11 protein-coding genes are annotated in these 14,716 nt (G+C 55.9%); 8 read left to right on the top strand and 3 right to left on the bottom strand.

What is annotated here, in order from left to right; translation table 11 throughout:
• Positions 1-217: 217 nt before the first annotated feature.
• A complete protein-coding gene (mdtQ, locus tag C3708_RS13575) occupies positions 218-1,636 on the top strand; it encodes a multidrug resistance outer membrane protein MdtQ (protein ID WP_103949600.1) in 1,419 nt (472 codons plus the stop codon).
• Between the two features lie 21 nt (positions 1,637-1,657).
• Here the strand turns inward: mdtQ and C3708_RS13570 are convergent, their stop codons facing one another.
• Positions 1,658-2,224, bottom strand: coding sequence for a DedA family protein (locus tag C3708_RS13570; RefSeq protein ID WP_095282658.1), 567 nt, complete (start codon positions 2,222-2,224; stop codon positions 1,658-1,660).
• 175 nt (positions 2,225-2,399) lie between these two features.
• Between C3708_RS13570 and C3708_RS13565 the strand changes: the two genes are divergently transcribed.
• Together C3708_RS13565 and pbpG are read left to right on the top strand one after the other, a co-directional pair.
• Positions 2,400-2,987, top strand: coding sequence for a Yip1 family protein (locus C3708_RS13565; RefSeq protein WP_103949599.1), 588 nt, complete (start codon positions 2,400-2,402; stop codon positions 2,985-2,987).
• 166 nt (positions 2,988-3,153) lie between these two features.
• Positions 3,154-4,074, top strand: a complete 921-nt coding sequence (gene pbpG, locus C3708_RS13560; RefSeq protein ID WP_095282656.1) for a D-alanyl-D-alanine endopeptidase — start codon at positions 3,154-3,156, stop codon at positions 4,072-4,074.
• Between the two features lie 158 nt (positions 4,075-4,232).
• On the opposite strand, the gene C3708_RS13555 is transcribed toward pbpG, so the two are convergent.
• Entirely contained in the window at positions 4,233-4,787 is a 555-nt protein-coding gene (locus C3708_RS13555) for a GNAT family N-acetyltransferase (protein ID WP_095282655.1), read from the bottom strand.
• A gap of 94 nt (positions 4,788-4,881) precedes the next feature.
• On the bottom strand, positions 4,882-6,648 hold the full coding sequence (dld, locus tag C3708_RS13550) for a D-lactate dehydrogenase (protein WP_103949598.1): 1,767 nt from the start codon (positions 6,646-6,648) through the stop codon (positions 4,882-4,884).
• A 188-nt stretch (positions 6,649-6,836) separates the two neighbouring features.
• Between dld and bglX the strand changes: the two genes are divergently transcribed.
• The 5 genes from bglX to C3708_RS13525 all read left to right on the top strand — a co-directional run bounded on the left by bglX (position 6,837) and on the right by C3708_RS13525 (position 14,709).
• Positions 6,837-9,134, top strand: coding sequence for a beta-glucosidase BglX (gene bglX / locus C3708_RS13545; protein WP_103949637.1), 2,298 nt, complete (start codon positions 6,837-6,839; stop codon positions 9,132-9,134).
• 473 nt (positions 9,135-9,607) lie between these two features.
• Complete coding sequence (locus C3708_RS13540; RefSeq protein WP_103949597.1) at positions 9,608-10,939, top strand: glycoside hydrolase family 28 protein; 1,332 nt, start codon at positions 9,608-9,610, stop codon at positions 10,937-10,939.
• Positions 10,936-12,489 (top strand): MFS transporter, encoded by a 1,554-nt coding sequence (locus C3708_RS13535; protein ID WP_103946222.1) that lies wholly within the window; start codon positions 10,936-10,938, stop codon positions 12,487-12,489. Before C3708_RS13540 ends, C3708_RS13535 begins: the two co-directional genes overlap by 4 nt.
• Positions 12,486-13,721 (top strand): MFS transporter, encoded by a 1,236-nt coding sequence (locus C3708_RS13530; RefSeq protein WP_095282650.1) that lies wholly within the window; start codon positions 12,486-12,488, stop codon positions 13,719-13,721. Before C3708_RS13535 ends, C3708_RS13530 begins: the two co-directional genes overlap by 4 nt.
• A 70-nt stretch (positions 13,722-13,791) precedes the next feature.
• Positions 13,792-14,709 carry an ABC transporter substrate-binding protein gene (locus C3708_RS13525; protein WP_103946220.1) on the top strand — a complete coding sequence of 306 codons (918 nt, stop codon included), beginning with the start codon at positions 13,792-13,794 and terminating at the stop codon, positions 14,707-14,709.
• The last annotated feature ends 7 nt before the right edge of the window (positions 14,710-14,716 follow it).

Below are 14,716 nucleotides of genomic sequence, written 5' to 3'. Positions count from 1 at the left end.
CTCTACTTCGCAATAGAAATCAAATCACTTAAAGTGTAGCAGCCTGACGGCGCACTCAAATAATCAGTGCGATGAATGAATGTAATCGATTAATTCATAAGGGAAATATTTTTCTGATTATGTGCGTGTGTTTCAAAGTGCGGGTTGCCACGGGTTACTAAAAAAAAGAAAAGCATCAGGCGTAATTTGCGTCTTTCTATTTTGCGTGAATGGCGTGATGAAACGTTCAATTATTTATTCTTTGAGTTTACCTCTCTCTTTACTTCTTGTGGCGTGTGCTCCAGGCCACGACACGGCGGCTTCACTGAAACCGCAATCGCCTGTGACCCAAATCAGCACTCAGTTTAGCCATACCCAGTGGCCCAAAAACGAATGGTGGAAAGATTTCCACGACCCTGAGCTGGATTCCCTGATTGCGAAAGCGCAAGCCGATGCGCCGGATATGCAGATCGCGCATCAGCGTATCGCGCTGGCCGAAGCACAGGCCAAAATGGCAATGGCAGCGGGTGGCCCTCAGGTTGATTTCTCTGCTGATGCCGAGCGGCAAAAAATGTCAGCTGAAGGGCTGATGGGTCCGTTTGCCTTCACCGATCCAACGGCGGGCACTACAGGGCCGTGGTACACCAACGGTACCTTTGGCCTGACCGCGGGCTGGGATTTGGATCTGTGGGGGAAAAACCGCTCTCAGGTCGAGGCACGCATTGGCAAAGTCAACGCGCAGAAAGCGGAGATGGAACAGACCCGGCAACTGCTCGCCAGCAGCGTGGCGCGTTTGTACTGGGAGTGGCAAACACAGGCCGCCATCGGCAATGTGCTCACCCACATCAAGCAAGAACAAGAGTCAATCATCGCCGTCGATCGCGAGCTGTATCAGCAGGGCATCAACTCTTCTGTTGAAGGCGCCGTCACCGATATCAACGCCAGCAAAACCGAGGAGCAGATGGCCGAAGTCCACGGGAAAATGAAAGCCATCGAAGCGCGCCTGCAGGCGTTGACCAATACCTCGTCGATGAAGCTGGCCCCACACGACCTGCCGAAAGCTGAGGCTTCGCTACCGTCGACGCTCGGTTACGAATTGCTGGCACGCCGCCCGGATCTGCAGGAAGCGCACTGGTATATCGAAGCCTCTATGAACGAAGTGGATGCGGCGAAGGCGGCCTTTTATCCTGACGTCAACCTGATGGCGTTCCTGCAACAGGATGCCCTGCACTTAAGCGATTTGTTCCGCTCGTCGGCGCAACAAATGGGCGTAACGGCAGGTTTGACGTTGCCGATTTTCGACAGCGGACGCCTGAATGCCAATCTGGATATCGCCCAGGCGCAAAGCAATCTGTCCGTCGCGAATTACAACAAAGCGGTGGTCGATGCGGTGAATCAAGTCGCTCGCACAGCCAGTGAAGTGGACACGCTGATCAGTAAGACCCAGCAACAGCAGAAAATTGAAGCCGATACCGCGCGCGTGGTAGCTCAGGCGCAGGCTCGCTTTAACGCCGGGATCATTGCTGGTTCGCGCGTCAGCGAAGTGAAAATTCCTGCTCTGCAGGAGCACATCGCTGGGCTGACGCTGCAAGGCCAGTACGTCGATGCCACGCTGCAACTCACCTCCGCGCTGGGCGGCGGATACCACCACAGCTAAACGCGTGCGGGAGTGATACTTTTACTCCCGCGCACTATCCCGATGCTTGCGCCACAGTCGCCAGGCTACCACCACGACCACCACCACGATTAACCAGATCCAGTGCTTCAGATGCTTATCGAAATTATGCAACCACGGGCCGATCACTTCCCCGCCGACGTACCCAAGCGTGGTAAAAATCAGCGCCCAGGCAATGGCCCCGATGATGTTGAGCGGCAGGAAGATTTTCGGCGGCAAACGACTGGCACCAATCAGCAGCGGGCCGATAATACGAAAGCCGTACATAAACCGGGTGCCGATAACAAACAGGTAAGGATGACGCTGAATCAGCCGCTGGGCGCGGTTGATTTTTTTCTGATGCTTTGAGAAACGTTTGAGCAGGGTCGGGCCAAAGCGTAATCCCAGCAAATAGAGCAGTTGATCGCCAATCATCCCGCCGAGCGCCACGGCGGCCACCACCAGCGGAAAACGGAGTAAACCCTGATGGGCCGCCACCCCTCCGAGAAGCGTAATGGTTTCACCTTCCGCCACACTGCCTATCACCAGCGCCGCATACCCGTATTGTTCAATCAGACTATTGATATCCATAAGGTCAGCGTTGTCTCCCTCTGTGAACCTCTATTAAGCATACACCCTGTGAATCAATGGCGCGGCAACCAGCGTGATTTGCCCGTAAGCGGCATTTTTATTGCTGGTCATAAAATAATCTAAAGCTGAATTATACTTAGGGTATCGCCTGACGGGCCGACAATGAGGGGGCTTTATGAACCATGTCTGGGGGCTGTTTTCCCATCCCGATCGTGAGATGCATGTCATCAGAAGCGAGAATGAAACGGTCGCGCATCACTACACGCACCATGTCCTGCTCATGGCTGCCGTACCGGTGATCTGCGCGTTTATAGGCACAACACAAATTGGCTGGAATTTTGGCGATGGCACTGTCGTGAAGCTTTCCTGGATGACCGGGCTGGCGCTGGCGATAGTGTTCTACGGACTGATGCTGGCAGGCGTGGCGGTGATGGGGCGGGTTATTTACTGGATGGCGCGTAACTATCCGCAGCGTCCGTCGCTTACGATGTGCATGGTCTTCGCCGGATATGTGGCGACACCGCTGTTTATGAGCGGCATCGTGGCGCTCTATCCGCTGGTCTGGCTATGCGCGCTGATTGGGACCATCGCGCTGTTTTACACCGGCTATCTGCTGTACGTCGGTATTCCGACCTTCCTCAACATTAACAAAGAAGAAGGTTTAAGCTTCTCCAGTTCAACTCTCGCCATTGGCGTGCTGGTGCTGGAGGCGCTGCTGGCACTCACGGTCATTCTGTGGGGTTACGGCTACCGTCTCTTCTGAGGTAAAAGCATTGCTGGCGTAAATGCCAGCAATGCAGCATCTGTTCATGATTCTCCACTGGCGACAACTCACCAGGGCCGCTATGATGCCTTTGCCAGCCTGTTTCGCTCGATGTGACAGGAGGCGTACGTCATCACGTGCATGAATAATTATCAGAAGTCTCACCATGCTGAAATTCCGAATTTCTTTGCTTAGCCTTGCGCTGATCCTGGCTGTGCCTGTTGCCGCGCCAGCGATTGCTAAAACAACTGCAGTCACCACTGCCGCTCAACCGGAAATTGCCTCCGGTAGCGCAATGATTGTTGATCTGAATACCAATAAGGTGATCTATTCCAGTCATCCGGATCTGGTGCGTCCGATTGCGTCTATTACCAAATTAATGACCGCGATGGTGGTGCTTGATGCACGACTGCCGCTGGATGAGAAACTGAAAGTCGATATTAGCCAGACGCCAGAGATGAAAGGAATCTATTCTCGCGTGCGTCTGAACAGCGAAATCAGCCGTAAAAATATGCTGCTGCTGGCGCTGATGTCCTCGGAAAACCGTGCGGCCGCGAGCCTCGCGCACCATTATCCGGGCGGGTATAACGCGTTTATCCGCGCGATGAATGCGAAAGCCAAATCACTGGGCATGACCAACACCCGTTTTGTCGAGCCGACCGGTCTATCGATTCATAACGTCTCGACCGCGCGGGACCTGACGCAGCTTCTGCTGGCCAGCAAACAGTATCCGCTGATCGGCCAGCTCAGCACCACGCGCGAAGAGATGGCAACCTTCTCCAATCCGGCGTACACGCTGCCGTTCCGCAATACCAACCATCTGGTGTATCGCGATAACTGGAATATTCAGTTAACCAAAACCGGCTTTACCAATGCGGCAGGTCACTGTCTGGTGATGCGTACCGTCTTTAACGGTAAACCGGTCGGGCTGGTGGTGATGGATGCGTTCGGGAAATACACCCACTTTGCTGATGCGAGTCGTTTACGCACCTGGATTGAAACCGGGAAAGTCACACCCGTTCCTGCGGCGGCGATGAGCTATAAAAAGCAAAAAGCGGCGCAGATGGAAACCGCGCAAAACGATTGATCGTCTGCTGTGGTTATGTTGGTTGTGGTTTTGTAGGCCGGGCAAACGCCGGGCCTACAAGGTCAAAGCAAAACGGCAACTTCGTTGCCGTTTTTAGTGTTTTCTCCCTCTCCCGTGGGAGAGGGCCGGGGTGAGGGCACCAGACCGCACAAATACCGCTATTCCGGCAGCGTCCAGTCACCGTCGTTCAGCGGACGCTGCATAATCAGCGTATCCCGCCAGTTCCCTTTCTTATAGCCCACACTTCTGAGCTGTCCGGCCACTTCGAATCCATGTTTTTTATGCAACCGCAGAGAGCCAGCATTGTTATGCCCGTCACCGACCACGGCAATCATCTGTCGCCACGGACCTTGTTCGCAACGGGCGATAAGTGCGTCCATTAATGCACTGCCAAAGCCACGCCCTGTCGCGCTGGCATCAACGTAAATCGACTCTTCCAGCGTGTAGCGATAAGCCGGGCGCACACGATACAGGCCCGCGTAGCAATAACCGACCACCACGCCGCGGTACAGCGCCACCAGCCAGGGTAAACCGTCAGCGGCAATCGTGCTCATACGCTGGCGCATTTCATCAATAGTCGGGGGAACTTCTTCGAACGAGGCACGCCCGTTGAGCACATGCCAGGCATAGATCGCGGCAATGGCATGAACGTCGTCAGGTTGGGCGTCTCGTACCTCAACTTCACAAGCAGATAAGATATCAACGGCCGACATGGTGGGCTTGCTCCTCAGAATAAAATGCCGGAGAAAGGTTTCTCCGGCGATGTGAAACTACTCTAGTACGATTGTTAAGAGCTTAACAACAGTTTCAATGGGGCTTTATTATTTGATCAGCAGCTTGCGTCTCGCCATGCTCTGCATCTGACGCCTCTTTCCAGTATTTGTGCTTTGTGGTCTTACCAATGCCGGGATTCATGCTATTGGTTGGGTCATTCTCGCGATAAAAATGTTTAAGCGTCTCAGGGGCTTCATACAGATGCCCCACGTTGTGTTCCGCCGGGTATTGCGCCCCGCGCGCGCGCAACAGTTCCAGCATCTGTTCTTTCAGCTCATGCGCGTCCACGCCTTTTTTGACAATGTAATCCTGGTGGAAAACGTGACACATAAAGTGGCCATAATAGAGTTTATGCACCAGCTTGCTGTCGATTTCCGGCGGCAGATGTTCAAACCATTCGGTGTCGTTACGACGCAGGGCGATGTCCAGCGCCAGAATATCTTCCACTTCGTCGGCGTGAACCGCCTGGTAGCGAATCGCTGCGCCCGCCGCGGCAAAGCGGTGTAAGAACGCCTTGCTGCCTTCTTCCGGCGTACAGGCGAAGAAATCGCCTTCGGCAGTTTTAAAGTAATCCGCTAGCCAGGTCTGCGCTTCGGCAATTCCATCGCCCGACATCTTCAGCAGCAGGTGATGTTCGTACTTATCGCGCCAGCTTTTCATGCGCGGCGGCAGATGCGCCGGGAAGGCGGTACCGAGCTTCTGCATAAAGCGGTCGGTGAAGTGCGGTTTGAACAGCGACACTTTACCGAGCATCGCGTCGGCACGGCCCTTCATGGTGAAGAAGAACGGCATTTTGTCGGTGCCGAGTTTGTCGATCATCAGGAAGGTGTCTTTTCCGTAACGCTCGGCGATATCGTAAATATCGCGGTGCATATACTCGCCCGCCACCGGCAGATTTTTGAACTCACCTAAAATATGGCGACGGATTTCGGTCAGCACGTCCGGCTGGTTGGTGCCGATATAAAAGACCTGCTGATTTTTCTCTGCCGGGAAAGTGTCGAGGCGTACGGCAAACACCGCCAGTTTGCCCGCGCAGCCGGAGGATTCAAACAGACGATCCGGGTCAGCGTTATAGCGTGCTGGGGTATCGGCCTCGATATCACGCACGCGTTCAACGTAATCATGATCGTGGGCGTGACGGCCATCGTGTTGCACGTCGGCGTCGTTGACACGCTCGTCGTCGAGCTTGCTGAGGATCTGCTCCGGCGTGACGCCAAGATTGATCCCCAGATGGTTCACCAGCTGGAGCTTGCCGTTTTCATCAATACGCGCAAACAGCGACATTTCGGTATACGCCGGGCCGCGCTGCACCAGCGAACCGCCGGAGTTATTGCAGATCCCGCCAACCACCGACGCGCCAATACAGGAGGAACCAATCACCGAATGCGGCTCACGACCGAAAGGCTTGAGCGCTTTTTCCAGTGAATACAGCGTGGTGCCAGGATACGCCAGCACCTGCTCGCCTTTATCCAGCAGATGCAGCTTATCGAGGCGCAGGGTGCTGATAATGACGATATCCCGGTCGTAATCATTGCCGTTTGGCGTAGAGCCTTCCGTCAGGCCGGTATTCGCCGCCTGCATCAGAATAATTTTGTCGGCGGCGACGCAGGCGCTGAGGACGCGCCACAGTTCCAGCAGCGTGCCGGGGAACACCACCGCCAGCGCTTCGCCCTGACCAGAACGGAAGCCCTTGCGATAGCGGGCGGTTTTTTCCGGGTCAGTCAGCAGGTGAGAGTGACCAACCAGGCGAGACAGTTCGTTAATGAAAGTGTTGTTATTTTGTGTGCGAACAGACGTCATCTTCCACTCCTTGTGGTGGGGCAAATTTCTCGCTGTAAAGCATAGCGCGATTAACTGTTAAGCGAACAAGTATTCATGAGAAAAATCAGAGAATAACCCTGCAACGTTTAAAGGGTTTGTGGCACACTGCGCTTTTCGCACGGTCTGGCCGAGTTTTCCGGCGGTTGATGATGAGAGAGTACAACAACATGAAATGGCTTTGTTCTGTAGCTGTCGCAGTAAGCCTGGCGCTGCAACCCGCGCTGGCTGAAGATCTGTTTGGCAACCACCCGTTAACCCCGGAAGCCCGTGACGCCTTCGTTACCGACTTGCTGACCAAAATGACGGTCGATGAAAAAATCGGTCAGCTGCGTTTGATAAGCGTCGGCCCGGATAACCCGAAAGAGGCGATCCGCGAGATGATCAAAGAGAGCCAGGTCGGGGCGATTTTCAACACCGTCACCCGCGAAGATATCCGTAAAATGCAGGATCAGGTGATGCAGCTCAGCCGCCTGAAAATTCCTCTCTTCTTCGCCTACGACGTGGTCCACGGCCAGCGTACCGTCTTCCCGATTAGCCTCGGTTTAGCCTCGTCCTTTAACCTCGATGCGGTCAGAACCGTCGGGCGCATTTCCGCCTATGAAGCTGCCGACGATGGTCTGAACATGACCTGGGCACCGATGGTCGATGTCTCGCGCGATCCGCGCTGGGGCCGTGCCTCCGAAGGCTTTGGTGAAGACACCTTTTTAACCGCCACTCTCGGTAAAACGATGGTCGAAGCGATGCAGGGTAAAAGCCCGGCGGATCGCTATTCAGTGATGACCAGCGTTAAACACTTCGCTGCCTACGGCGCAGTGGAGGGCGGGAAAGAGTACAACACCGTCGATATGAGTCCGCAGCGCCTGTTCAACGACTACATGCCGCCGTACAAAGCCGGGCTGGACGCGGGCAGCGGCGCGGTGATGGTGGCCCTGAACTCCCTCAACGGCACCCCGGCGACCTCCGATTCCTGGCTGCTGAAAGACGTCCTGCGCGACCAGTGGGGCTTTAAGGGCATTACCGTTTCCGATCACGGCGCGATTAAAGAGCTGATTAAACACGGTACCGCCTCCGATCCGGAAGATGCGGTGCGCGTGGCGCTCAAAGCCGGGATCAACATGAGCATGAGCGACGAGTACTACAGCAAATACCTGCCAGACCTGGTGAAAACCGGCAAAGTCACGATGGCGGAGCTGGATGACGCCACCCGTCACGTGCTGAACGTAAAATACGACATGGGGCTGTTTAACGATCCGTATAGCCACTTAGGGCCGAAAGATTCTGACCCGGTTGATACCAACGCCGAAAGCCGCCTGCATCGTAAAGATGCCCGTGAAGTGGCGCGCGAAAGCCTGGTACTGCTGAAAAACCGCCTCGAAACCCTGCCGCTGAAAAAATCTGGCACTGTCGCAGTGGTCGGCCCGCTGGCTGATAGCAAACGCGACGTGATGGGCAGCTGGTCCGCAGCGGGTGTCGCCGATCAGTCCATTACCGTGCTGACCGGTATTAAAAACGCGCTGGGTGAAAACGGCAAAGTGGTGTACGCCAAAGGGGCGAACGTCACCAACGACAAAGATATCGTTACCTTCCTGAACCAGTACGAAGAGGCGGTGAAAGTCGATCCGCGCTCTCCTCAAAAGATGATCGACGAAGCGGTCAATGCGGCGAAACAGTCTGATGTGGTCGTGGCGGTTGTCGGCGAAGCGCAGGGTATGGCGCACGAAGCGTCGAGCCGTACCGATATCAACATTCCGCAGAGCCAGCGTGACCTGATTAGCGCCCTGAAAGCGACCGGTAAACCGCTGGTGCTGGTGCTGATGAACGGTCGTCCACTGGCGCTGGTGAAAGAGGATCAGCAGGCAGACGCGCTGCTGGAAACCTGGTTCGCCGGAACTGAAGGCGGTAACGCCATCGCCGACGTGCTGTTTGGCGATTACAACCCATCGGGCAAACTGCCGATGTCCTTCCCGCGTTCCGTTGGTCAGATTCCGGTCTATTACAGCCACCTGAACACCGGTCGTCCGTATAACGCGGATAAGCCGAACAAATACACCTCGCGCTACTTCGACGAAGCGAACGGCCCGCTGTATCCGTTCGGTTATGGTCTGAGCTACACCACCTTCAAGGTATCGGACGTGAAAATGTCTACGCCAACGATGAAACGTGACGGCAAAGTGACCGCCAGCGTGGACGTGACCAACACCGGTAAACGCGAAGGCGCAACGGTGATTCAGATGTACGTTCAGGATGTCACCGCGTCCATGAGCCGTCCGGTGAAACAGCTGCGCGGCTTTGAGAAGGTTGACCTGAAGCCGGGTGAAACCAAAACCGTGAGCTTCCCGATTGACGTCGGTGCGCTGAAGTTCTGGAATCAGCAGATGAAATATGATGCGGAAGCGGGCAAGTTCAACGTCTTTATCGGCGTAGATTCTGCGCGGGTGAATAAGGGCGAGTTCGAGCTGTTGTAGTGGTGGTTTCCCCCCTCACCCTAACCCTCTCCCTAAGGGAGAGGGAACCGCACTAAGCTGGTTTTATCCCTCGAGGGAGAGAGGACTAAATTCGCCCTCTCCCTCGAGGGTGAGGGGATTTAATTCTCCCTCTCCCAGTGGGAGAGGGCCGGGGTGAGGGCATCAAGCCGCACAACCCCCAATCCCACACTCCCCGCCCAATCTGTGACCCACCCCGCAACATTCCTCCCTCTCATCCCAAAATCTCACCGAAACGCACTTTTCACCCCCTCAGCCACCCGCCAAACGTGACCCCATTCACACTTCATTTTTCCCTCACCGATGAAAACGTGAACAAGATCAAATGCGCAACCTGCCGCGTCGGGCAGGCGTGACTCTCTTCACTCTTCCCACAAAACCCCGCTAAACATGCCACTTACCCGGCGCAGAAAACCCGTTTAATCCCTGTCACATCACAGCAGACAGGTATTCACATGAAACTCTCATTAGAAAATGTCTCCCTCGATCGCAGCGGCCAGACGCCGGTGACGTCCACCCTCCAAAGCCTAATTGACCAACTTGCCGCAGCCGGAGGCGGCACGCTGGTGGTCACGCCGGGAATTTACCTCACCGGTACGCTGGTGCTGCCGTCGAATTTCACCCTGCATCTTGAGGCGGGTGCACGGCTGCTGGCCAGCCAGAATGCGCGCGATTACCACGCCGCCGAAACGCAAAGCATGGCCGAGCTGTCTCGCATGGCGCTGATCTACGCCCGAGATGCGCGCAACGTGACGCTGAGCGGTGCGGGCTGTATCGACGGCAACGCCACCGCCTGGTTTGAAGCACAGGCGGATTCTCAGGGCTATCGCCAGCCGAAAGAGCAGCGTCCGCGCCTGCTGGTGCTGGAAGGGTGCGATCAGGTACGCATCACCGATATCACTCTGTACGACTCGCCGATGTGGACCGCCCATCTGGTGAGCTGCAACCACGTGTTTATCCGCAATATCAGCATTGATAATGATCTGACGCTGGCGAATACCGACGCGCTGGATATCGACAGCTGTCAGCATGTCCACATTAGCGACAGCTATTTTAGCGCTGCCGATGACGGCATCTGCCTGAAAACCACCGCTAAAACGCCGGAGCTACAGCAGCCGATTTATAACGTCACAGTGAACAACTGCATCATTCGCTCCAAAAGCTGCGCGATTAAAGTCGGGACCGAAACCTTCGCCGACATCACCCATCTGGCGGTCAGCAACTGCGTGATCTTTGAATCCAACCGCGGTATCGGCCTGGTCTCCCGCGACGGCGGCCATTTCAGCCAGATGAGCTTCAGCAACATCGTTTTCGACTGCCGCCACGCCAATCCGTGTCACTGGGGGAAAGCCGATCCGGTGTTTATTTCCGTGCGCCACCGCGCGCCGGACGTTACGCCAGGCGATATCAGCCAGATTGTCTTCGCCAGCCTGAACGGTGTGGGTGAGGGGGCGATTAATCTGCACAGCGAAACGTCGGGTGCGATCCGCGATATCACCTTTAACGGTCTGACCTTCAATCAGCAACTCGCTGAATCCGACGAGCAAGGCTACTACGACGTGCGCCCGCCGTGTAACCCGGAGCGTCCAACTGGAATGGGGCTGGATAACGCCTATCTGGTGAATCCACAAACCGGGCGCGCCCACGGTGTGGAAATGTACCCGCACGGCCTGCCTGCTATTTACGCGCACGGCGTCGACGGATTGCATCTTCATGCCATCACCATTACGCGCCCAACACCGCTGCCGACGGGCTGGGACCCAGAGAATATCCGGAGTTCAAAATGATCAAAAAAGTGCGGGAAATCAAACTGCGGAACTACGTCTGCTACGGTCTGGCGGATGTGATCGGTTCCGGGGCCTTTACGCTAGTCAGTGCCTGGCTACTGTTTTTCTTAACCACCTTTTGCGGCCTGACGCCGATCCAGGCGGGCTCGTTGTTTGCGGTGGCGAGAATTGTCGACGTGATCATGTGTCCGGTGATTGGCTACGTTTCCGATAACTTCCACAAAACGCGTTTAGGGCGTCGGTTTGGCCGTCGCCGTTTCTTCCTGTTAGCCAGTATTCCGCTGGTATCGGTCTACAGCCTGTTATGGGTAGAAGGCTTCAACTACTGGATGTACCTGCTGTTCTACATCCTGTTTGAAATTGTCTACACCATGATCATCATCCCGTACGACACCCTTTCAGCGGAGATGACGTCGGATTTCAAAAAACGCTCAAAACTGACCAGCGCGCGCATGTACATCGCCCAGCTCGCGGGCTTTGCGGCGGCGTTTCTGCCGGGGCGTCTGGTGGCGTACTTTGGCCCTGACTCGTCCGATTCGTTCTTCTACACCGGGGCGATTTTTACCGTCTCCTTTATGATCGTGCTGTTCTTCGTTTACTTCGGCACCTGGGAACGCTCGCTGGAAGAGATCCAGCAAAATGAGCAACACGACGAGGACGAAGAGAAAGAGCCGTTCGCCACCCGCGCGTACCATATCTATTACGATTTCGTTTCGACGTTAAAAATCAAAACTTTCCGTTCGCATCTGGGGATGTATCTCGGTGGCTCGGTGGCGCAGGATATTTTCAACTCGGTCTTTACCTACTTTGTGGTCTTCGCCCTGATGACCTCGTCGGTGATGGCTTCTAACCTGCTCGGCGTGGTCAATGGCCTGCAATTCTTCGGCGTGGGCATCGCGACCTGGCTGACGTTGCGCTACTCCCCGTCACGCGCGTTTGCTACCCAGGCCACGATGGCGCTGGTGGCCTTCGCGCTGTTTGTCTCGGCGTACTTCAGCGGGACCAGCGGGATGACGCTGCTGTACGTCGGTGCAGCAGTGGCTGGGCTGGCGCGTGGCGGTATCTACGCTATTCCGTGGAACAACTACACCTTTGTTGCGGACGTGGATGAAATTCTCACCTGCCGCCGTCGGGAAGGGATCTTCGCGGGCTTTATGAGCCTGCTGCGGAAAGCCTCGCAGGCGCTGTCGATTTTCCTCGTCGGCGTGGCACTGCAAATATCCGGTTTCGTCTCCGGACAAAGCGCACAGCCGCAGTCGGCCATCAACATGATTCTGGTGATCATGATTGTGCTGCCGGTCATTTTGACGCTGTGGGGGATCTGGTCGGCCTTCCAGTTCAAAGTGAACAGCCGCACCCACGCGATTCTCAACGAAGAAGTGGCGCGCCTGAAGCAGGGCGGCAGCAAGGCAACGGTCAGTGCAGAAAATAAAGCGGTGATCGAAAGCCTGACCGGGATGCCGTACGACCACTGCTGGGGAGAAAACAGCGTCGGATATATGAATCGTAAACGCATGAATGCACGCACGCTGCGAGACAAAATGGCATGACGGAACAAGGACTTTTTATCCAGCAGGGCCTGTGGGCCAGGCTGGGGTTGCCCAGGGAATTGTGCTGGGGTTTTGTCGGGATTTTTCTGTTTATTACCGGGGCCACCATCGAGCAGAGTTGGCTGGCATCGATGCTCCAGCACCGGGGTTTTGATGCGGTACACATCAGCCTGCTGTCGTCGGTGTTTGGTTTGTGCGTCGCGGCGGTATCGTGGTTCTCCGGGATTGGCGCGGGCGTGCTCGGTCTGCGCCGCCTGATGTGGGCCGCGACGCTGATTTACTTCATCGGTTCGATTCCGTTTATCGGTTACGCGCTGCCGCAGGGGAATTATCCCTTGATGGTCGCGAGCTACGCCCTGCGCGGCGTGGCATATCCGCTGTTCGCCTATTCGTTTCTGGTGTGGATTAACCAGCGCTGCGAGCCGGGCATTCTTGGGCGCGCGGTGTCGTGGTTCTGGATAGCGTTCGGCGTGGGGATGACCATCGTTGGACCGTGGTACTCCAGCCTGATGCTGCCGCGAATTGGCGAAACCTCCACGCTGCTGAGCGGATTTGCGTTTGTTGCAGCAGGCGCATTCTGCGCGCTGGTGCTCAATCGCGATCGCCCGACCTGGCAGCGCGAAGGCCATCTCGGCGCGGCCTTTGCCGAGGGAATTCTGGTGTTGGTGCGCGAGCCGAAAATGCGTCTGGCGGTGATCGTCAAAACCATCAACGATATCGGCAAGTTTTCGCTGGTGATCCTGATGCCGGTTTACCTCCCGCGTTTCGGCTTTAGCATCGCCGAGTGGCTCACCGTCTGGGGGCTGGTGAATGTGCTCAACATCTTTGCTAACTACTTCTTCGGCTGGCTGGGCGACACCATCGGCTGGCGTAACACGGTGGTCTGGTTCTCTGGCTCCCTGTGCGGCCTGGCGATGCTGGCGGTGTGCTACGCCCCGGTACTGTTCGGTGACAGCGAAACGGCGCTGTTTCTGGCCCTGGCCCTGTACGCCATCGGGCTGGGAGCCTTTGGCCCGTTGAGCGCGCTGATCCCGTCGCTGCTACCGGAGAACAAAGGCGCAGCCATCTCGTGCCTGAATCTCGGATCGGGGCTGAGCAATTTTGTTGGCCCGCTGATTGTGACGCTGTGTGTGTCACCTTTTGGCGTGGAGGGGACGCTGTGGGTGATTGCGGTGCTCTATTTTGCCGCCAGTTTGCTGACGGTTCCGCTCCGGTTGCCAGAAGAAGGATGACTTTCCGATTTTAGTCTACGCTTTTCTCTCAAGCCCCTGATAAAGGCGGCAAATTAATGAGGAAAGTGGAATGACAATCGCAAAGGGGATATGGGGTTCAGCGGCGTTACTGGCGGCGCTGAGCTTGCCTTTACAGGCGGCAGAGCCGGTAAAGGTGGGGTCTAAGATTGATACGGAAGGGGCGTTGCTGGGCAATATTATCCTGCAAGTGCTTGAAAGCCACGGCGTGAAGACCGTCAATAAAGTGCAGCTTGGCACCACGCCAGTGGTTCGCGGGGCGATTACCTCTGGTGAGCTGGATATCTATCCGGAATACACCGGTAATGGGGCTTTCTTCTTCAAAGACGAAAACGACGCGGCGTGGAAAAACGCCAGCGCGGGCTACGAGAAGGTGAAAAAACTCGATGCCGAACAGAACAAACTGATCTGGCTGACGCCTGCGCCCGCCAACAACACCTGGACCATTGCGGTTCGTAAAGACATCGCCGAGAAAGGCAAGCTGACGTCGCTCGACGATCTCAGCCGCTATCTGAAAGACAAGGGCGATTTCAAACTGGCAGCCTCGGCGGAATTTATCGAACGCCCGGATGCGCTTCCGGCCTTTGAAAAAGCCTATGATTTCAAACTCGACCAGAAACAACTGCTGTCTCTCGCGGGCGGTGATACGGCGGTGACCATCAAAGCCGCCGCGCAGCAAACGTCGGGCGTGAATGCGGCAATGGCCTACGGCACCGACGGCCCGGTGGCGGCGCTGGGTCTGCAAACCCTGACCGATCCGAAAGGCGTGCAGCCTATCTATGCCCCGACGCCGGTAGTACGTGAGGCGGTGCTGAAAGAATATCCGCACATCGGCGACTGGCTGAAACCGGTATTTGAAAAACTCGATGAGAAAACCCTGCAACAGCTGAATGCGAGTATTGCGGTGGAAGGGCTGGATGCCAAAAAAGTGGCGGCAGATTTCCTGAAGCAAAAAGGACTCGTGAAGTAACAGGACA

It is taken from the genome of Lelliottia sp. 7254-16 (assembly GCF_002922995.1).
In the GTDB taxonomy this organism is placed as follows: domain Bacteria; phylum Pseudomonadota; class Gammaproteobacteria; order Enterobacterales; family Enterobacteriaceae; genus Enterobacter; species Enterobacter jeotgali.
This window is presented reverse-complemented; position numbering and strand designations above follow the sequence as displayed.